Genomic DNA, 18,888 nt, shown 5'->3' with positions numbered 1-18,888 from the left:
CAGCCTTGTGCTGCGAAAGGGCCAGTGCTGCCTCATACATATGTGCAGGGAGTGATGGCCTCTTCGCAGCACAAGGCTGCCCCTGCACAGGAGTGTGCCGGCCTGGTAGTTGCCAGCCATGTGGCGCCGGGCTATAGTCCAACCCACTGTTCTCTTCCCGAAGACCTGTTCATGCCAGCCAGCCCTTCCACCACATGCTTTGCCATCGCGCCAGTCGCGGGCATGGTCGTGCGTGGCAGCCAGCAGCCGGTCATGATCAGTCACTACCCACCACCTGTCAGTGGCGTCGTAGGCGGCGTAGCTCCGCCTCCTTGCGTGGTTGTGCTGGGCTGATCGGCTGCTTGCCGAACCCCTTCGCACACGCAACCTACTGAACACGGTCGGCTACTTCCCTCGCTGAAGCGCACGCCGTCCGTTTGGCTTTCCTGCCTACTATCAGGTGGCAATACATGTCTGTCTTTACCAAAGCATCCGTGGCCTCGGTGGCCACTACCAGCCTGTTCGTCCTGCTGTGGAGCAGCGGGGCGATCGTCTCCAAGCTGGGCCTGGCGCATGCCAGCCCGTTCGCCTTCCTGCTGTTGCGCTCGGCGCTGGCCTTGGCCGGCCTGCTGCTGATCGGCCCGCTGCTGGGGCTGCGCTGGCCGCGCAGCCGTGGGGCGATTCTGCGCGCCTTGGGTACCGGGTGCGTGCTGCTCGGCGCCTACCAGATCTTCTACTTGCTGGCGCTCAACACCCATGTCACCCCTGGCGTCATGGCCACGGTCATGGGGGTACAACCGATCCTGACCGTGGTGCTGATGGAGCGCCAACGCTCCTGGAGCCGTCTGTTCGGCCTGGGTCTGGGGCTGGGCGGCTTGATCATGGTGGTGTACCAGGGCATCAACCTGGGCGGGGTGTCGCTGGCAGGGATGCTGTTTGCCCTGTTGGCGTTGGCCAGCATGACCCTGGGCTCGATCCTGCAGAAGCGCATCACCGATAACCCTATGGGCACGCTGCCGTTGCAGTACCTGGCCGGCTTTGCCATGTGCGCGCTGTTCGCACCGTTGCAACCGCTGCATGTCGAGTGGACCGGCGGCTTTGTCGGCGCGTTGCTGTGGATGGGCCTGGTGGTTTCATTGCTGGCGACGTTGCTGCTGTATCGGCTGATCGCCAAGGGTAACCTGGTCAATGTCACCAGCCTGTTCTACCTGGTGCCGGCGGTGACCGCAGTGATGGACTTCCTGATCTTCGGCAACCGACTGGCACCGCTCAGCCTGCTGGGCATGGGGTTGATCGTGGTGGGCCTGCTGTTCGTGTTTCGCAAGCCCGTCGCGCGCCTGGCCGAGGCGTAAGTCCTAGCGGAACTCTTCGGGGATGGCGTGGCGCAATACGCCTTCCTCGAAGTCCAGCAGGCCGGCTTCGCGCTGGGTGAGCAGGTAGTAGAGCAGGGTGTCGAGTGAACGTTGCGTCGGGACCTCGACAGCCAGCATCTTCACGGCCTGCTCGGTTTCGCAGTTGCAGCCGAAGTCCTGCAAGGCCGCACGTACCTGGTCCAGGGTTTCCGGGGGCTTTACCAGCACCCGGAACACCGAGCTGCCGCTGCTGCTGCGCAGTGCATCGAACCAGGTTTCGCCGTTTTCTTCACGGGTGGCAATCACATCACCCGGGGCAATGCCGTAGACATGGAAGGGGATGTTGTCGACCGTATAGCCGCCTTCCACAGCCTTGGCCCACAGGCCCTCGACTGAGGCGGGTGGGTAGCCGTTTTCGTCCTGTTCCAGGCGGAACAAGACCTTCTTGTATACGCTGTTCATCGTGTGCCCCGCTTCAGTTGCGCGTCGGGCGCAACACCAGCCACAGTGCCATGCCAATCAGCAAGCCGCCGTACAGGTGCCCCATGGACAGCGACTCGTCCAGCAGCCACGCCCCCCACAATACACCGAACACCGGGATCAGGAAGGTCACGGTGCTGGCCTTTACCGGGCCGATTTCTTCCAGCAGGCGGAAGTACAGGATATAAGCGAACGCCGTGCACAACAGGCCCAGGCCCAACAGCGATAGCCACACCTGCCAGCCGCCCCAGCTGGCAGGCGGCTGGCTGAGCGCGCTCCAGGCGAACAGCGGGCTTAGCAGCAAGGTGGCGCCGAGCATGCTGCCCAGTGCCGAAAGGCGGCTGTCCAGGCCGCTGACCCAGCGGCGGGCAAGGAAGCCGGCAAAGCCGTAGCAGGTGGTGGCCGCCAGGCAGGCGAGGGCGCCCTGCACCAGGGCCATGTCCAGCGCCACCGGGCCGGCGCCGCTGAGGATGCCGACGCCAAACAGGCCAAGGAAGATGCCGCACATCTTGGGCAGGGTCATGGGCTCGCGGAAGAACAGCATGCCGATCAGCACGCCCATCAGTGGTGTGGTGGCGTTGAAGATCGCCGAGTAGCCGGCTGGCAATACCTGAGCGGCAACGGAATAGAAGGTGGCCGGGATACCGGAGTTGATCATGCCCAGCACCAGGCAGGCACCGAGCTTGCCCTGGAAGTCCCAACGCACGCGGGCGACCGCGACGATGCCGATCAGGCCCAGGCAGGCAATGGATACACGGAAGAATGCGGTCGGCACTGTGCCCAGCTCGGGGGCGATGATGCGCATGAACAAAAAGCTCGCCCCCCAGACGGCAGCAAGTGTCAGCAGGCGGGCTAGGGCGATGGGGCTCACGGCGGTCTCCGGGTACAGGGCAGGGCGCGAGTGTACGCCAGGGGGCGGGGGGATTCTTGTGCTTTCTTGCGGTGCAATCCATTGCGCTCTGCGCGGCCCTTGTAGGAGCAGCCTTGTGCTGCGAAGAGGCCGGTACAAGCACAGGTATTTTTCGCCTGTACCGGCCTCTTCGCAGCACAAGGCTGCTCCTACAAAGGCCATGCAGGCCTTCGAGGTGTGGCATTAACCCATGATCACAAGGGCGGCTAAGCTCAGTACTCAATCTTTGCACCGAGGTCCACCGCATGACCCAGCACTGGCCTGCCGGCGAGATCGCCCGGATGATCCTCGATGGCTTCGACGACTACCGCGAGCATTTCCGCCGCATCACCCTCGGCGCCCGCGAGCGCTTCGAGCAGGCGCGTTGGCAAGACAGCCAGCGGGCAGCCGCCGCTCGGATCAACCTTTACGAACAGAAGGTCGGCGAGGTCAACGGCTGGTTGCGTGATGCGTTCGATGACGAAGTGCTGCTGGAGGTCGAGCAGTGGCCTCTGGTGAAAAGTGCCTACATACGCCTGATCGACCCGCGCCTGGACGATGAATTGTCCGAGACCTGGTACAACTCGTTGTTCTGCAGCCTGTTCAGCCATGACCAGATCAGCGACGGCTGCATGTTCATCCACACCACCCGGCCGTCTATCCGCAGCCACCAGCGTGCCACACAAACCTGTACCTACCGCCCCGATGGCAATCTGCAGGGCCTGCTGCGGGCGATTCTTTCCGACTATGCATTCGCCTATGGCGACCTTGAAAGCGACGTGTCACGCCTTGAGGAGCAACTGCGCGAGTGCCTGCCGGATTGGGTTTGCAAAGACCCGACGCTGGCGGTGGAGCTGTTTTCGCCGGTGCTGTACCGCAACAAGGGTGCCTACCTGGTCGGCCGGTTGTACAACAGCGATGAGCAGTGGCCGCTGGTGATACCGCTGCTGCACCGTGAGGGGCATGGTATCGAGGCCGATGGGCTGATCACCGACGAGGCCGAGGTGTCGATCATCTTTTCCTTTACCCGCTCCTATTTCATGGTCGATGTGCCGGTGCCGGCAGAGTTCGTCAACTTCCTCAAGCGCATCTTGCCGGGCAAGCATATTGCCGAGCTGTACACCTCCATCGGTTTCTACAAGCACGGCAAGTCGGAGTTCTACCGGGCGCTGATCAACCACCTGGCCGGCAGCGAAGACCGCTTCGTCATGGCGCCCGGGGTGCGCGGCATGGTCATGAGCGTGTTCACCCTGCCGGGCTTCAACACCGTGTTCAAGATCATCAAGGACCGCTTCTCGCCATCAAAAACCGTCGACCGCGCAACCGTGATCGACAAGTACCGGCTGGTAAAAAGCGTCGACCGTGTGGGGCGCCTGGCCGATACCCAGGAGTTTGCCGATTTTCGCTTCCCACAGGGCAAGTTCGCGCCGGAGTGCCTGGCCGAGCTGCTGGAGGTGGCGCCGTCGACGGTAATACTGGAGGGTGACACTGTACTGATTCGCCACTGCTGGACAGAGCGGCGCATGACGCCGTTGAACCTGTACCTGGAGCATGCCAGCGAAGGCCAGGTGCTGGAGGCGCTGGAGGATTACGGCCTGGCCATCAAGCAGTTGGCGGCGGCAAACATTTTCCCCGGCGACATGTTGCTGAAGAACTTTGGCGTTACCCGCCATGGCCGGGTGGTGTTTTACGACTATGACGAGATCAGCTTCCTGACCGAGGTGAACTTCCGGCACATCCCGCCACCGCGTTACCCGGAGGATGAGATGTCGGGCGAGCCGTGGTACTCGATCGGGCCCCACGACGTGTTCCCCGAAGAGTTTCCGCCGTTCCTGTTTGCCGATCTTGGCCAGCGACGGTTGTTCAGCCGCTTGCATGGGGAGTTGTATGACGCGGATTACTGGAAGGGGCTGCAGGCAGCCATTCGCGAGGGGAAGGTGATTGATGTGTTTCCGTACCGGCGCAAGGCCCGGTAATTGCTTGGCCAGGACAGGCAACCAGTGACTTCAACCCTTCAAACACTTCAATTCACTGAAATCAGTCCGCACCTTACCCAGCTTTTCTTGCAAGAACCGCCGCTGCTGCGGCGTACTCTGCTGCACCAGGTCCACCAGCAAACTGCGCGCCTGTTGTTCGGTGTTTTGAAATGCCGAGCGGTATTCAGGCGTCCACAAACTTTCCTTGCGTTGCAGCAGCGTCGCCAGGCGTGGCTCGAAGCTGGCGTCGTTGCGCTGGTTCATCGCCAGCAACAATTGCTGCTGCCAGTGGGCGCGGTTGGCGATCCATTCGCGGTTCTGGTCGCCCAGCGCTGCGGACCAGGCCTGCACCCGCTGCTTCTGCGCTGCCGTCAATTCGCCAAACCACGGGGTCAGGCGTTTCTCCATGCGCTCGCTACGGCGGGCGATCTGCTTGGGCAGCGGGGTATCCACGTACTTTTTCTGCCGTTCGTTGATGTCCTCGCGGAACGCCTCGCGCATTTCCGCCACCTGGCTGTCGCTCATGCCGCGCAACAGCTCGGTGGCCGACGGGGTGATTTCCTCTGCCACCCGGCCAATCGCCTCACGGGCCTCGCGGGTGCGTTGCTGCAGGGCCTGGTCGGTCACCTGGCCATCGGCGACCATGCCGCGTACCCGGTCCAGCCAGTCGATGTAGCCTGGCAGCTGGGTCTTGCAATGCCAGGCCAGATGTTCGCGCAAGCGGTCGTCGAGCAAGGCTTTTTGCTCGCTGTTCATGTCCAGGTAATCTCCCAGCGACCACGGCACCAGGCGGTCCAGGTTGCGGTAGGCCAGGTCGATGCGGCTGCAGGCGGCCAGGGCCAGGGTTAAGGCGATGGCGATCAGCAGGGCTTTGGGCAGGCGTAGCGGCATGTGCTGTTCCTTCCTCAGTCTGGCCAGATGGTAGACGCAAGGGCGGGCTGGCGGTTCCACCGTATCAGTGGTCGGGCCATCCGGTGGCTTCAGGTGTAGAATAGCCGCCTTGTCTTGAGGATCATCGGAAATGGCTCTGCTTGGGCGTTACAACAGTTTGCAAATCGTGAAGCACGTGGACTTCGGCCTGTACCTGGACGGCGGCGCCGATGGCGAGATCCTGCTGCCGGGGCGCTACATCCCGAAAAACGCCGAAACCGAGGTGGATGACTGGCTTAACGTATTCATCTACCTGGACAGCGAAGACCAGCTGATCGCCACCACCGAGAAGCCCAAGGTGCAGGTGGGTGAGTTTGCCAGCCTCAAGGTCAAGGATATCAACGGTGCCGGCATCTTCCTGGACTGGGGCCTGCCCAAGGACCTGCTGATGCCGTACTCGGAAGAGGCACGGCAGCTGAAAATCGGCGATTACTGCGTGGTACACGTCTACCTCGACAAGCGCACCCGCCGCATCACCGCCACGTCACGCCTGGACCGTTACCTCGACGTCACCCCGGCCGACTACAAAGTCGGGCAACCGGTCGAGTTGCTGGTGGCCGGCGAAACACCGATGGGCTTCAAGGCCATCATCAACAACCGCCACTGGGGCCTGATCCACAAGAACGAGGTGTTCAAGTTCCTGCGTTCGGGCATGCACGAGAAGGGCTTCATCAAGGAAGTGCGCCACGACGGCAAGATTGCCCTGAGCCTGCAACCGGTGGGTGCGGCCCTGGCCGACAGCCTGCAAGAGCAGATCATGGCGCGCCTGGAGGCTGAAGGTGGGGTGTTGGGCGTGTGCGACAAGAGCGACCCGGCCCTGATCAGCAAGCTGTTCAACGTCAGCAAGGGCAACTTCAAGAAGGCTATTGGCGCGTTGTTCAAGCAGGGCCTGATCGTCATCCATGACGATCGTATCGAAAGGGCCTGACCGCCTTACGCCTGTACGAAGTTGCGGAAGTCCAGCTGCTCGCCACCCGGACGGGTGTCGCGCAGCAGCGAGTCGCGGTCGGCGCTGAGGGCCAGGCTGATGGTGGAGCGGCGCTTGCCGGGCTTGCGCACTTCCATCTGCTCCAGATGAGCCTTGAGGAAGTTGGTGGGCACTTTCAGGTGCTGCAGCTCATCGCTTTCTGGCGTGTGCAGCAGCAGGTTGACCCAGTCGGCCTGGCCCTTGCCCAGCAGCTTCACGGGCACTTCGAACCACCACAGGTTGCGTTTGTTGTCCAGGATGGCGAACAGGGTGTTGCTGCTGTTCAGCACCGGCTTGGCCAATGCTTCGTTGCGCCGGGCGATGGCGGCGGGTTTGTCGAGTTTCATGCAGGTTCCTGCGGGTTGACGCTATGAAGGCCTGCATTGTGAGGGGTGGCACGGGGCGGGGCAAGGTTTGATGAAGACCTTTGCGTTGGGGCTGACGCGGTCAGTGTAGGAGCGGCCTTGTGCCGCGAAAGGGCCGCGAAGCGGCCCCGGCAATATCGGCTTTGTTGCTAGAACCTTGGGGCTGCTTTGCAGCCCCTTCGCGGCACAAGGCCGCTCCTACAACGGCCGTATTAACCGATGAGGGTCGGTGTTGTTAGCGCCGAACCGGCAGGCTCAACTGGGAGGTTGCCCCATCGGCAGTGGTCACGGTCGCGGTAAAGCTGCGCAACCCGCCGATGTTCTCCAGCACTTGTGCGAACCGCGCTTGCCCCTGTTTGTCGCTGTTCACCAGCACCTCCCCGAGGTACTGCTCCGCCTCGGTGCCATCCGCCTCGGCATTGCCAAAGAACTCCACCCGCAGCAGGCTCGACACCGGCCCCTGCACTTCACCGCGCAACACATTGCCTTCCAGCGCAAGCAGCCGTGGCGCCTGCTGGTTATGATTGGGCAGCGGCTGGCAAGGTTTGGGCTCGCCTTTGGCGTCGCAGATGATCGCCTGGTCTTTCTTCGGCAAGTCGGCGCCCACCCCGCGCGAACCTACATACAGCGCATGGGCCTGCGCAGGCACGCCAAACACGATGGCGCCGGTGCGTTGGCCCGGCACGCACGAACCGCCCGCTTCACAGCGGCGGATATCCTGGCTGTTACCCCAGATGCGGTTGCCGCTCAGGCGCGTGGCGGTAGCATCCGGTTCCGGGCGCAGTGCAACGCCGATGCGGTTGCCGTGGATCAGGTTGCCGTCGAGGATGTTGCCCTCGCCGGTGACGCTGACGCCGATCGAGTTGCCGCTGAAGGTGTTGGCCGCCAGGTAGTTGCGCTTGCCCCAGTTGATCTGCAGGCCGTCGGAATAGTTTTCGAAGCGGTTACGCACCACGCTGTTGTCATTGCCCAACAGAATCTCGATACCCTGCGAGGGTTCGGGGTTGGCTGCAGTGGAGCGGAACAGGTTGTCGGCCACCAGGTTGAATGCCGCGCCGCGGGTCAGTTCCAGGCCATCGCCATTGTCGATCAGCTGGTTGCGCAGCACCTTGTTGTTGTTCGTGGTGGTAGCGGTGGGGTTACCCGCGCCGTCGTCACCGGTCAGCATGATGCCCGCGCCGCCTTTGTTGGCGACGATGCGGTTGTCTTCGATCACGTTGCCACTGGCGCGGTTGACCAGGATACCGATGCAGAAGTTGCGCACTTCCAGGCCGCTCAGGTGCACGCCCTGGGTGTCGCGTAGTACCAGCCCGGGGTTGGTGGTGGTGCGCACGTTGGTGCCGAACTGGCCGGGCAGGGCGCCGGGGCAGGTGCGTACCCCCTGGTCCTTGATGTAGGCCGAACCGTCGATAGCGATGTATTGGCCATCGAGTGCCCAAGGCAGGCCGGTGATGCGCACCGGGCCCTTGATTTCCGGCAGCGCACGGCTGGGGCGGATAACGTAGGGCGGCTTGCCGACGGCGGCGATGTCGATGCTGTAGTGGCCGGGGTTCTGGTTACTGGTTTCGATGGCCCAGCGCAGCGAGCCGGGCTGGTCGTCGTCAGCGTAGCGCTCGACACGCAGGGTTTCGGGGTTGGCCGGTGCGGCGGCCAAGGCGGGCAGGGGGAGCAGTGGCAGCAAGGCCACCAGCGCAGGCATCAGACGCATGGGTGCGGGTATCCGGAAAACATTGTTTTTATCGAGTGTCAGCCTGCTCTGGGCGGACGTTTGCGGGGATTCTAGGGCAGCTGTGCCGGCTGAGTAGGTGCGCCGGGGTGATTTGGTGCGGTATTCGCCCGCAGTTTTACCGCTCGGCTTGTGGCTGGAAAATCCGTTGAAACTCCCGGCGAGGGTGGTGGGTCCACCTTCTGTCGACACGGTTCACGTGTCTCCATTTGCAGGAGTTTTGCCATGAGCGGTACTAAAGACAAAGCCAAAGGTCTGGCCAACGAAGCAATCGGCAACGTGAAACAGGGTGTTGGCAAGGTGACCGACAACGACAAGCTGCGCGCCGAAGGTAAGGCGCAGGAGCTTAAAGGCGAGGCGCAGCAGGTCAAGGGCGATGTAAAGGACGCAGTGAAGAAGCCTTGATTTGAGGCAACCTGAACCGGCCTCTTCGCGGGCACGCCCGCTCCCACATGTACGTATCTGTGGGAGCGGGCGTGCTCGCGAAGAGGCTGATACAGGCTTACACAATTTTTGATGCATTGGCCGGGAGCAGCACAGCAGCGGTATGGTCTATTAGACTTGTCTGTTGAATCGATCGAGCGGCGAAAGGAGACGCTATGATTTTTTCCGCCCTGCAGGGCCTGCCCTTGCACCGCGTGCTGGTTCGTACCGTCAAGGAATTTCTTGATGACGAGATGTCCACCTACGCCTCCGCGCTGGCTTACCAGGCGCTGTTCTCGCTGTTCCCTTTCTTGCTGTTCCTCATTGCCCTGATTGGTTTCCTGCATTTGCCGGACTTCTTTTCGTGGCTGCGCCTGCAATCGGAACTGGTGCTGCCGCCTCAGGCACTGGAACAGGTCAACCCGGTGATCGATCAGTTGCAGCAGTCCAAGGGCGGGCTGTTGTCGGTGGGTATCGTGATTGCCTTGTGGACCGCGTCGGCTGGCGTGCGCCTGATGATGAGCGCGATGAACGCTGCTTACGATGTGCCCGAAGGCCGCCCGGTGTGGAAGCGTATCCCGCTTTCCATTTTCTACACCATCGGCCTGGCTGGCATGCTGTTGGCGGCCGCAGCGCTGATGGTGCTGGGCCCGCAGGTGATGGAATGGATCGCCGCCCAGATCGGCATGCAGGAGTTCATTGTCACGCTTTGGACCATTCTGCGCTGGCCGGTGATCATCATATTGCTGATGGTGGCGGTGGCCCTTATCTACTACGTGATGCCTGACGTAAAACAGAAGTTTCGCTTCATCACCCCCGGCTCGGTGCTGGCGGTGGTGGTGTGGATCGTGGCGTCACTGGGCTTTGCCTATTACGTGAAAACCTTCGCCGACTACAACGCCATGTACGGCAGTATTGGTGCAATCATCGTGCTGTTGCTGTATTTCTATATTTCCGCCGCCGTGTTGCTGCTGGGCGCGGAGATGAATGCGGTGATCGAGCACATGTCGAGCGAGGGCAAGAACCCTGGCGAGAAGGATTTCGAAGGGCACAAGGCCCCGGAAACCATCACCGTGCTGGGCCATGAACACCCGCAACCGAGCCAGCACCAACCTTCCGAGCCGAACCCCAGATGATCCGTGACATTTTAAAGATGGGCGACGAACGCCTGCTGCGTATCGCCCCGCCAGTACCCGAGCACATGCTCGGCACTGCCGAACTGCAGCAACTGATCGACGACATGTTCGAAACCATGCGCCATGTGGGCGGCGTAGGCCTGGCCGCGCCACAGATTGGTATCGACCTGCAGTTGGTGATTTTCGGCTTCGAGCGCAGCGAGCGCTACCCGGATGCCGAAGCGGTGCCGCAGACCATTTTGATCAACCCGGTCATCACGCCGATGTCCACTGAAGTGGAGGACGGCTGGGAAGGTTGCCTGTCGGTACCGGGCCTGCGGGGTGTGGTGCCACGCTTCAAGCATATCTGCTACGAAGGGGTCGACCCCCAGGGCAGCCCGATCAACCGCTTTGCCGACGGCTTCCATGCGCGGGTGGTGCAGCATGAGTGCGACCACCTGATCGGCCGGCTGTACCCGTCGCGTATCCAGGACTTTGCCAAGTTCGGCTACACCGAGGTGCTGTTCCCCGGGCTTGAGCTCAGCGACGACTGATCCCGCTGCAGGGCTACCAGGCGTTTGCTGCGCTGGTAGCGCTGCAGGCGGCTGGCCAGGGTTTCGGGTAGTTGCACGGCCATGTGGAAACCCAGGCGCTCATAGAACGGCACCAGGTCCGGGTGGCAGAACAGCCAGGTGGGTCCCTTTTCCTGTTCCAGCGCCGCCTCGATCAATTGCCCGGCCACCCCTTGGCCGCGCTGCTGCGGGTCGACGAACAGTCCCGTCAACCAAAAGCCTTCACCCACCCCACTCAGGCTCAAGCCTGCAACGATGCCCGGGGCCCTTGCCACCCACAGTTCAGCGTCGCCCGCAGCACGCATGCGCGAGCCGTGTTGGCGGTAAAAGTGGTCTAGCAGCCGGCGTTCTGTGGCCGAGAGTGTCGAGCAGTGAATATTTTTTAATGAGATGGCGGGTCCTGCCCTTAAAGCTCGCCAAGGCTCTGGCGTGAGATTTTGCGGCCAATTTGACGCAGATTGTTGCAAATACGGCAAGGGTGAATATCCGACTTCAGGGTTCAACTATTGCGAACCGGGAGTAGAATTTTACTCATCCCCCCTGGCAGTACGAAGCGGGATCGGTACTTCGTGCCATCTTCACCGTAGATGGCAACTTCTCCGCGCCATTGACGGCATTAGAAGTCAATCGATCAGCTTGAATGCTCAAAAGGCAAACCCACATGAAACCATTACTGATTCTTGCATTGGTCGGTATGTCCTCGTTCGCCCTTGCCGACGAGGCCCAACCTGTCTCCAGCCAGCCAGTGGCCCAGCAGTACGACTACACCATGAACCTGGACATCAAACGGGTGATCAACCTCTCGACCATCCCCAATGTCTGCGAAGTGGTGCCTGCGACCATGACCTACGAAGACCACCAGGGCCAGGTGCACACCATCCAGTACCGCGCCATGGGTGAGGGTTGTCAGCAGGGTTGATCGGGCCTTGTCAAAGATTGATGGCTCTCTTGCTTCCCCAGGCTAGAGGGCCATCAGCGGTCTTACAGCTCGGCAATGTAAAATCCTGAATGAATATCGAGGAAAAAGTGCTATCTTAATTTGATAGCATTTTTCGATGAACACTCGATACCGCAAAATTCTCGACGCAATTTTCCGAACGCCGACCACGGCGTCGTTGGCTTTTTCCGAAATTGAGGCATTGATACTCCATCTCGGTGGCCAGGTGCAGGAGCGGCAAGGCTCAAGGGTCAAGCTGCTGCTTGGTGAGCACTGCTGGAGGTGTCACCGGCCTCATCCAGTTAAAGAAGCCAAGCGGTATCAGATTGAAGAAGCTCGCGAATTTCTATTACGGGCAGGGGTCAGGACATGAGTTGCATGCGCTACAAAGGCTACGCCGCTCGTATCGAGTACGACGAGCGTGATGACATTTTCGTCGGCCGTGTGCTCGGTATGCGAGACATCATCAGTTTTCACGCAAGGTCGGTGCCCGAATTGCATGAAGCGTTCCGCGATGCACTGGAGGATTACCTGGCCGATTGTGTAGAGCAGGGCATTACTCCGGAGAAGCCTGCTTCGGGTAAGGTCATGCTGAGAATTCGGCCTGAGGTTCATGCTGCGGCGAGTGTCGCTGCCCGTGCTGCCGGTAAAAGCCTGAATCAGTGGGCTGATGAGGTATTTGAACAAGCCGCGATGGCCTGAGCCACGCTGCTCTAACGCAGCGCATAGGTAATATCCTGCCGTCACTGAACAGAATAGTTACCAAGGCCTGTCGATTCCTCCGTTCTCCGTTCGACCATAGGTGAAGGCACGCCGCACTGCGTGTCAAAACCTACGTACTGTCGGAGGAACCCCGATGATCACCGCAGCCGAAACCGAGATCCGCCAACTGATCGAGCGCTGGATGCAGGCCGTGCGCGATCGTGACATCCCCAACATCACCGCCCCCTATGCCGATGACATCGTTGCCTTCGATGCCATCCAGGCCCTGCAATTCAAAGGCAAGGCCGCCTACACGGCGCACTGGGAAATGTGCATGGGCATGTGCACCGGCCCCATGGTCTTCGAACTGGCCGAACTCACCGTACATGCCGCAGGCGACCTGGCCCTGGCCCACTGGCTGAACCGCTGCGGCCCGGGCGACGACGAAAGCCAGTGCGGCTTCATGCGCGCCACCGTGGGCTATCGTCGGAAAGGTGACCAGTGGCAGGTGATCCACGAGCACTGGTCGGCGCCTTTCGACATGGAAACGCAAAAAGCCCTGTTCGATCTCAAGCCCTGAGCCGTTATCGCCAAACGCACTTTGCCGATGCCCTGGAGGCGACCATGAAATACCTGTGCCTGGTCTATTGTGACGAGGGGCTGCTGCATAGCCTGCCCGACAGCCCGGAAGACGCCGAATGCATGGCCTACGCCGAAGCCGTACAGGGCTCTGGGCGAATGCTGGCGGCCGAGGCGCTCAAGCCTGTGCAAACCGCCACCACGGTGCGCGTGCGTAACGGGCACATGAGCCTGACCGACGGCCCGTTTGCCGAAACCAAGGAGCAACTCGCCGGCTTTTACCTGGTGGAGGCCCGCGACCTGAACGAAGCGCTGAACATCGCCAAGGGCATCCCGGCGGCACGGGTCGGCAGTGTCGAGGTGCGACCGGTGCGCGAACTGCAACCCTGACAGCTACGGAGAACCATCAGCATGAGCCTTGCACACCCCGCGCAAGCACAACACGAGTTGTCCATCAGCCGCCTGATCGACGCACCGCCGGCCAAGGTATTTCGCGCCTGGACCGAACCCCAGTGGCTGATGCAGTGGTGGGGGCCGCACGGCATGACCACCCCGGAGTGCGAGATGCAGTTGTGGGTTGGGGGGGTATTCCGCACCCTGATGCGGGCGCCGGATGGTAGTGAATACCCGACCCAGGGCGTGTTTCTGGAAATTGTCGCGCCGCGCCGGCTGGTGTTCACCGATGCCTTTGGCCCCGGTTGGGTGCCGTCGGACAAGGCCTTCATGACCGCCGTCATCAGCTTTGACGAGGAGCAGGGTAAAACCCGCTATACCGCCCGCGCCTGGCACTGGAATGCCGCTGATTGCCTGGCCCATGAGGAAATGGGCTTCTACCAGGGCTGGGGAGAAAGCCTGGACCGCCTGGTGGAGGTGGTGACCCAGCGGATGCCCGACTGATGACGGCACTGGCGCAGGTGCGTGCCGAAGTCGAGGCCGTGTACCGGCGGGATTCGCGACGCATCCTGGCGACGTTGATCCGCCTGCTGGGTGATTTCGACCTGGCAGAGGAGGCCATGCATGATGCCTTCTTCATCGCCGTCGAGCGCTGGCAGCGCGATGGTATCCCCGATAGCCCACGGGCCTGGCTGGTTTCCACCGGGCGTTTCAAGGCCATCGATGCGCTGCGCCGACGGGCCCGTTTCGACCGCTCTCAGGCAGACCTGAGCATGCTGCTCGACGGCCAGGCACACGACCCCAGTGAAGAAGAGTTGTTGGCGGATGACCGCTTGCGGCTGATCTTCACCTGCTGCCACCCGGCGCTGTCGGCCGATGCCCAGGTGCCGCTGACCCTGCGCGAAGTCTGCGACCTGACCACCGAGCAGATTGCTCGCGCCTTCCTGCAAAGCCCCGCCACCATCGCCCAGCGCATTGTCCGCGCCAAAGCCAAGATCCGCGACGCCGGCATCCCGTACCAGGTGCCGGAACTGAACGAGCTGCCCGAGCGCCTGGAGAGCGTGTTGCGGGTGATCTACCTGGTATTCAACGAAGGCTATTCGGCGTCCTCGGGCGAGTCACTGCTGCTGCAGGAACTGAGCGATGAAGCCATTCGCCTGGCGCGGCTGCTGGTGCAATTGTTGCCTGATGCGGAGGCGATCGGCCTGCTGGCATTGATGCTGCTGCAGGCGTCCCGGCAGCAGGCGCGAACCGATGCCCAGGGCAACCTGGTGGTGCTGGAACAGCAGGACCGCAGCCTGTGGGACCGGCAACGCATTGACGAGGGCTGCGAGCTGGTGCGCCAGGCCCTGCAAAGCCGGGCATTTGGCGCCTACACCGTACAGGCGGCGATCGCTGCGGTGCACGCTGAAGCAGCTACGGCACAAGAGACTGACTGGACGGAGATTGTCGGGCTGTACGACGTGTTGCAGCGGCACTGGCCGTCAGCGGTGGTGGAGCTGAACCGGGCGGTGGCGCTGGCGAAGCGGGACGGGCCGGAAGTTGGCCTGCGGGAGGTCGAAGGGATTCTGGCGCGCGGTGAGCTGCTGGACTATCACCTGGCGCATGCGGCGCGGGCCGAGCTGCATTATCAGCTGGGGCAGGTGGAGGAGGCGCGTGCGGCGTGGCGGCAGGCGCTGGCGCTGACCCGGCAGGCGCCGGAGCGGCGGCATATCGAACAGCGGTTACAGGCGCTTGAATGAGGGTGGCGGTACCGGCCCTATCGCCGGCAAGCCAGCTCCCACGGGATCACCACAATGTTCAGGCCTATGGTGATCCTGTGGGAGCTGGCTTGCCGGCGACAGAGCCGGAACTGGCTAATTCGGTTTTCAGCTAGCCACGAAATTCGGCGGCGACACCAGCTCGACTGTCTGCTGCTTGCGCGGCGCCAGGATCTCGGCCTCACCCTGCACCACCAGCTCATCGTTCTGGTTGTACACATTGGTGGCGATGCGCACCTTGAACTTGGGCAGCTTCTCGAGAATCTCCAGGCGCACGGTCAGGGTGTCGCCAATTTTCACTGGCTTCTGGAAGCTCATCTGCTGGCCCAGGTAGATGGTGCCAGGGCCAGGCAGGGTGCAGGCCACTGCAGCACTGATCAGCGCGCCGCTGAACATGCCATGGGCAATACGCTCGCGGAACATGCTCTTGGCGGCAAACTCGGCATCCAGGTGAACCGGGTTGTGGTCACCAGACATTGCAGCGAACAGCTGGATGTCGCGTTCTTCAACGGACTTCGTGTACTCGGCCGTCTGGCCAACTTCGAGGGCTTCGTAAGGCGTGTTGGTGACCTGGGACATCGGTGCTTCCTTAAGCGTTGGGCGAGGGCGGCTATCATTCACTGCGCGCAGGGCGGCCAAGGGCCAGCGCCTGATCAAGCCAGCCGAGAATATCGGCGGTGACCTCGTCACGGTTGGTTTCGTTGAGTACTTCGTGCCGCGCCTCAGGGTAGACGCGCAGCTGTACATGTCGATTGCCGGTCGCGCGCAGAGCGTCGGCCAGATGGGTGAGACGCTTGCCGGCACTGACCGGATCACATTCACCACCGATTACCAGCATGGGCAGGTTCGGATCGATCTGCGCGAGGTTACTCGGCTGGCTGATTTGCGCCAAGCCTTGCAGCAGGTCGAGCCACAGTTGGTTGCTGCAGCGAAAGCCGCACAACGGGTCGCTGACGTACAGGTCGACCTCGGCCGGGTCGCGGCTAAGCCAGTCGAACGCCGTGCGGTTGGGCTTGAACGCTTTGTTGAACGAACCGAACGACAACCATTCGATCAGCGCACTCTTGCCCTGCGGCCCCTGGCGCCAGGCCTCCAGCCTGGCAATCAGCCGCGCCACGCGGTACAGCGCCGCCGGTTGGTAGTTGGAGCCACTGAGAATCGCCCCGTGCAGGCTGGCGCTGTGGTGCAGCAGGTAAGCCTGGGCGATGTAGCTGCCCATGCTGTGGCCGAACAGAAACAGCGGTGTGCCCGGGTACTGCTGGCCGATGTGCTGGGCCAGCAGCCCAAGGTCGTTGACTACGGCATTCCAGCCATGATGGCGGGCGAACAGGCCGAGGCTGCCCAGCTCGGCGGTGCGCCCGTGGCCGCGCTGGTCGGCAGCGAACAGGGCAAAGCCGGCCTCGCTCAGGGCATGCCCCAGACGCAGGTAGCGCCCGGCATGCTCGGCCATGCCGTGGGCCAGCAGCACCACGGCTTTTACCGGTGTGGCCGGCAGCCATTGGTGCACGTACAGGCTGCAGTGCTCGCTGGCGGGTAGCCAGAAGGCGTCGTGGGGCATGGCGGGTCCTTGTGCGCACAGGTACCCGAACAGTGTATGCACAACCGGCCGGATTGCAGGAAGGGCACAAATAAGATTCACAATGTTAATGGCGGCACTTGGCGTATATGCCGCCTTGGGCTTACCTGCTAACGTCGGATCAACGCCTTTTCGCCAGCAGGCGATCAGGTAAAGGACTAAAGGACGCAGTGCAGGTCCAGGCAGAGGAACAATAATAAATGCAAGCCGACTTCTGGAATGACAAGCGCCCGGCGGGCGTGCCTTCCACCATCGACATCAATGCCTACACCTCGGTCGTCGAGGTGTTCGAGCGCTCCTGCAAGCGCTTTGCCGACCGCCCGGCGTTCAGCAACCTGGGCGTGACCCTGACCTACGCGGAGCTGGAGCGACATTCGGCAGCCTTTGCTGCCTGGTTGCAGCAGCACACCGACCTCAAGCCGGGCGACCGCATCGCGGTGCAGATGCCCAACGTGCTGCAATACCCGATCGCCGTCTTTGGTGCCATGCGCGCCGGCTTGATCGTGGTCAACACCAATCCGCTGTACACCGAGCGCGAAATGCGCCACCAGTTCAAGGACAGTGGCGCACGTGCGCTGGTGTACCTGAACATGTTTGGCAAGCGTGTGCAGGAGGTGCTGCCCGATACCGGCATCGAGTACCTGATCGAGGCGAAGATGGGCGACCTGTTGCCCGCCGCCAAGGGCTGGCTGATCAACACCGTGGTCGACAAGCTGAAGAAGATGGTACCGGCCTACCAGCTGCCTCAGGCGATAGCGTTCAAGCAGGTGCTGCGCCAGGGTCGCGAGCAGTCGCCCAAACCGGTGCCGTTGAGCCTGGACGGCATTGCCGTGCTGCAGTACACAGGCGGCACCACTGGCCTGGCCAAGGGCGCCATGCTCACCCACGGCAACCTGGTGGCCAACATGTTGCAGGTGCTAGCCTGCTTCTCGCAGCACGGCCCCGACGGGCAGAAGCTGCTCAAGGACGGCCAGGAGGTGATGATCGCGCCGCTGCCGCTGTACCACATCTATGCCTTCACCGCGAACTGCATGTGCATGATGGTCACCGGCAACCACAACGTCCTGATCACCAACCCACGTGACATCCCCGGCTTCATCAAGGAGCTGGGCAAGTGGCGTTTCTCGGCGCTGTTGGGGCTGAACACCCTGTTTGTCGCGCTGATGGACCACCCCGGTTTCCGCCAGCTGGATTTCTCGGCGCTGAAGGTCACCAACTCCGGCGGCACGGCGCTGGTCAAGGCCACTGCCGAACGCTGGGAGGCCCTTACCGGGTGCCGCATTGTCGAAGGCTACGGCCTGACAGAAACCTCGCCGGTGGCCAGCACCAACCCCTATGGCCAGCTGGCGCGCCTGGGCACCGTGGGCATCCCGGTGGCGGGTACCGCGTTCAAGGTTATCGACGATGACGGCAACGAATTGCCGCTGGGCGAGCGGGGCGAGTTGTGCATCAAGGGCCCGCAGGTGATGAAGGGTTACTGGCAGCAGCCTGAGGCCACTGCTCAAGCACTGGATGCGGACGGCTGGTTCAAGACCGGGGATATCGCGGTGATCGACCCGGACGGTTTCACCCGCATCGTCGACCGCAAGAAGGACATGATTATCGTCTCGGGCTTCAACGTGTACCCCAACGAGATCGAGGACGTGGTGATGGGCCACCCCAAGGTTGCCAACTGTGCAGCCATCGGCGTGCCGGACGAGCGCTCAGGCGAGGCGGTGAAGCTGTTTGTGGTGCCGCGCGAGGGCGGGGTGAGCGTGGATGAGCTCAAGGCCTACTGCAAAGCCAACTTCACCGGCTACAAGGTACCCAAGCACATCGTGCTGCGTGATTCGTTGCCGATGACGCCGGTTGGCAAGATCCTGCGGCGGGAGTTGCGCGATATAGCGTGATACCGGGATGGCTTCGCGGGCTTGCCCGCGAATGCTTCAAAACCGCTCTAACAGGATGATTACAGCCTGATCTGCGACATTTTGGTTAAAAACTCTAAAAATGACCTGTATTGTTCATTGAGTCATTTTTGTGACTGCAAGGCCTGTTTTGGCCTCTAGGCGACCCCAGGCAAAGCTGTTACTCTCGGCCCGCTTTCAGACGATCCGGTTTGCAACGAACCGCCGTCTCATATCAATAATAAGCGCATCGACGCGCCAATCGAACTTCGCTGTTGCTG

At 61.9% G+C, this 18,888-nt stretch carries 22 protein-coding genes; 14 read left to right on the top strand and 8 right to left on the bottom strand.

The window, feature by feature from the left end:
- Window positions 1–171 precede the first annotated feature (171 nt).
- On the top strand, window positions 172–333 hold the full coding sequence (locus MRBLPB4O_RS21205; protein ID WP_167332716.1) for a hypothetical protein: 162 nt from the start codon (window positions 172–174) through the stop codon (window positions 331–333).
- A 116-nt stretch (window positions 334–449) separates the two neighbouring features.
- Window positions 450–1,331 (top strand): DMT family transporter, encoded by an 882-nt coding sequence (locus MRBLPB4O_RS21200; RefSeq protein WP_341796510.1) that lies wholly within the window; start codon window positions 450–452, stop codon window positions 1,329–1,331.
- A 3-nt stretch (window positions 1,332–1,334) separates the two neighbouring features.
- Here the strand turns inward: MRBLPB4O_RS21200 and MRBLPB4O_RS21195 are convergent, their stop codons facing one another.
- Together MRBLPB4O_RS21195 and MRBLPB4O_RS21190 are read right to left on the bottom strand one after the other, a co-directional pair.
- On the bottom strand, window positions 1,335–1,793 hold the full coding sequence (locus tag MRBLPB4O_RS21195; RefSeq protein WP_341796509.1) for a DUF4265 domain-containing protein: 459 nt from the start codon (window positions 1,791–1,793) through the stop codon (window positions 1,335–1,337).
- Window positions 1,794–1,806: 13 nt separating this feature from the next.
- Window positions 1,807–2,682 (bottom strand): DMT family transporter, encoded by an 876-nt coding sequence (locus tag MRBLPB4O_RS21190; protein WP_341796508.1) that lies wholly within the window; start codon window positions 2,680–2,682, stop codon window positions 1,807–1,809.
- Window positions 2,683–2,966: 284 nt separating this feature from the next.
- On the opposite strand from MRBLPB4O_RS21190, the gene aceK reads away from it, so the two are divergent.
- Complete coding sequence (gene aceK / locus MRBLPB4O_RS21185; RefSeq protein WP_341796507.1) at window positions 2,967–4,676, top strand: bifunctional isocitrate dehydrogenase kinase/phosphatase; 1,710 nt, start codon at window positions 2,967–2,969, stop codon at window positions 4,674–4,676.
- Between the two features lie 30 nt (window positions 4,677–4,706).
- On the opposite strand, the gene MRBLPB4O_RS21180 is transcribed toward aceK, so the two are convergent.
- The gene (locus MRBLPB4O_RS21180; protein ID WP_341796506.1) at window positions 4,707–5,567 is read right to left on the bottom strand and encodes a DUF6279 family lipoprotein; all 861 of its coding nucleotides are present in this window, start codon (window positions 5,565–5,567) and stop codon (window positions 4,707–4,709) included.
- A 130-nt stretch (window positions 5,568–5,697) separates the two neighbouring features.
- Here MRBLPB4O_RS21180 and MRBLPB4O_RS21175 point away from each other — a divergent pair, with 130 nt between their 5' ends.
- Complete coding sequence (locus MRBLPB4O_RS21175; protein ID WP_341796505.1) at window positions 5,698–6,534, top strand: S1-like domain-containing RNA-binding protein; 837 nt, start codon at window positions 5,698–5,700, stop codon at window positions 6,532–6,534.
- A gap of 5 nt (window positions 6,535–6,539) precedes the next feature.
- Here the strand turns inward: MRBLPB4O_RS21175 and MRBLPB4O_RS21170 are convergent, their stop codons facing one another.
- On the bottom strand, window positions 6,540–6,920 hold the full coding sequence (locus tag MRBLPB4O_RS21170) for a hypothetical protein (protein WP_019471036.1): 381 nt from the start codon (window positions 6,918–6,920) through the stop codon (window positions 6,540–6,542).
- Between the two features lie 253 nt (window positions 6,921–7,173).
- Entirely contained in the window at window positions 7,174–8,646 is a 1,473-nt protein-coding gene (locus tag MRBLPB4O_RS21165; protein WP_341796504.1) for a NosD domain-containing protein, read from the bottom strand.
- Between the two features lie 243 nt (window positions 8,647–8,889).
- On the opposite strand from MRBLPB4O_RS21165, the gene MRBLPB4O_RS21160 reads away from it, so the two are divergent.
- The 3 genes from MRBLPB4O_RS21160 (at window position 8,890) to def (ending at window position 10,756) form a co-directional block, all read left to right on the top strand.
- Entirely contained in the window at window positions 8,890–9,069 is a 180-nt protein-coding gene (locus tag MRBLPB4O_RS21160; RefSeq protein ID WP_016498416.1) for a CsbD family protein, read from the top strand.
- A 194-nt stretch (window positions 9,070–9,263) separates the two neighbouring features.
- On the top strand, window positions 9,264–10,223 hold the full coding sequence (locus MRBLPB4O_RS21155) for a YihY/virulence factor BrkB family protein (protein ID WP_016498417.1): 960 nt from the start codon (window positions 9,264–9,266) through the stop codon (window positions 10,221–10,223).
- A complete protein-coding gene (gene def, locus MRBLPB4O_RS21150; protein ID WP_016498418.1) occupies window positions 10,220–10,756 on the top strand; it encodes a peptide deformylase in 537 nt (178 codons plus the stop codon). Before MRBLPB4O_RS21155 ends, def begins: the two co-directional genes overlap by 4 nt.
- Here the strand turns inward: def and MRBLPB4O_RS21145 are convergent.
- Window positions 10,711–11,079: a GNAT family N-acetyltransferase gene (locus tag MRBLPB4O_RS21145; protein ID WP_341796503.1), complete on the bottom strand. Its 369-nt coding sequence runs from the start codon at window positions 11,077–11,079 to the stop codon at window positions 10,711–10,713. The genes def and MRBLPB4O_RS21145 overlap by 46 nt on opposite strands.
- Window positions 11,080–11,435: 356 nt before the next feature.
- Here MRBLPB4O_RS21145 and MRBLPB4O_RS21140 point away from each other — a divergent pair, with 356 nt between their 5' ends.
- From MRBLPB4O_RS21140 to MRBLPB4O_RS21115, 6 genes are all read left to right on the top strand, one after another.
- Complete coding sequence (locus tag MRBLPB4O_RS21140; protein ID WP_063427321.1) at window positions 11,436–11,693, top strand: DUF2790 domain-containing protein; 258 nt, start codon at window positions 11,436–11,438, stop codon at window positions 11,691–11,693.
- A gap of 387 nt (window positions 11,694–12,080) precedes the next feature.
- Complete coding sequence (locus MRBLPB4O_RS21135; RefSeq protein ID WP_341796502.1) at window positions 12,081–12,413, top strand: type II toxin-antitoxin system HicB family antitoxin; 333 nt, start codon at window positions 12,081–12,083, stop codon at window positions 12,411–12,413.
- Window positions 12,414–12,567: 154 nt separating this feature from the next.
- Complete coding sequence (locus tag MRBLPB4O_RS21130; RefSeq protein ID WP_341796501.1) at window positions 12,568–12,993, top strand: nuclear transport factor 2 family protein; 426 nt, start codon at window positions 12,568–12,570, stop codon at window positions 12,991–12,993.
- Window positions 12,994–13,037: 44 nt separating this feature from the next.
- Window positions 13,038–13,382: a YciI family protein gene (locus MRBLPB4O_RS21125; RefSeq protein ID WP_341796500.1), complete on the top strand. Its 345-nt coding sequence runs from the start codon at window positions 13,038–13,040 to the stop codon at window positions 13,380–13,382.
- A 21-nt stretch (window positions 13,383–13,403) separates the two neighbouring features.
- On the top strand, window positions 13,404–13,889 hold the full coding sequence (locus MRBLPB4O_RS21120) for an SRPBCC family protein (RefSeq protein WP_341796499.1): 486 nt from the start codon (window positions 13,404–13,406) through the stop codon (window positions 13,887–13,889).
- The gene (locus tag MRBLPB4O_RS21115) at window positions 13,889–15,127 is read left to right on the top strand and encodes an RNA polymerase sigma factor (protein WP_341796498.1); all 1,239 of its coding nucleotides are present in this window, start codon (window positions 13,889–13,891) and stop codon (window positions 15,125–15,127) included. The genes MRBLPB4O_RS21120 and MRBLPB4O_RS21115 overlap by 1 nt, the downstream gene beginning before the upstream one ends.
- Before the next feature lie 126 nt (window positions 15,128–15,253).
- Here the strand turns inward: MRBLPB4O_RS21115 and MRBLPB4O_RS21110 are convergent, their stop codons facing one another.
- A complete protein-coding gene (locus MRBLPB4O_RS21110; protein WP_341796497.1) occupies window positions 15,254–15,724 on the bottom strand; it encodes a MaoC family dehydratase in 471 nt (156 codons plus the stop codon).
- Window positions 15,725–15,758: 34 nt separating this feature from the next.
- Entirely contained in the window at window positions 15,759–16,703 is a 945-nt protein-coding gene (locus MRBLPB4O_RS21105) for a lysophospholipase (RefSeq protein WP_341796496.1), read from the bottom strand.
- A 218-nt stretch (window positions 16,704–16,921) separates the two neighbouring features.
- On the opposite strand from MRBLPB4O_RS21105, the gene fadD2 reads away from it, so the two are divergent.
- Window positions 16,922–18,610 (top strand): long-chain-fatty-acid--CoA ligase FadD2, encoded by a 1,689-nt coding sequence (fadD2, locus tag MRBLPB4O_RS21100; RefSeq protein WP_341796495.1) that lies wholly within the window; start codon window positions 16,922–16,924, stop codon window positions 18,608–18,610.
- The last annotated feature ends 278 nt before the right edge of the window (window positions 18,611–18,888 follow it).

Source organism: Pseudomonas sp. LPB4.O (assembly GCF_038383825.1).
In the GTDB taxonomy this organism is placed as follows: Bacteria; Pseudomonadota; Gammaproteobacteria; order Pseudomonadales; family Pseudomonadaceae; genus Aquipseudomonas; species Aquipseudomonas putida.
Note: the sequence above shows the minus strand (reverse complement) of the source record. Positions and strands in the feature narration are given on the sequence as shown.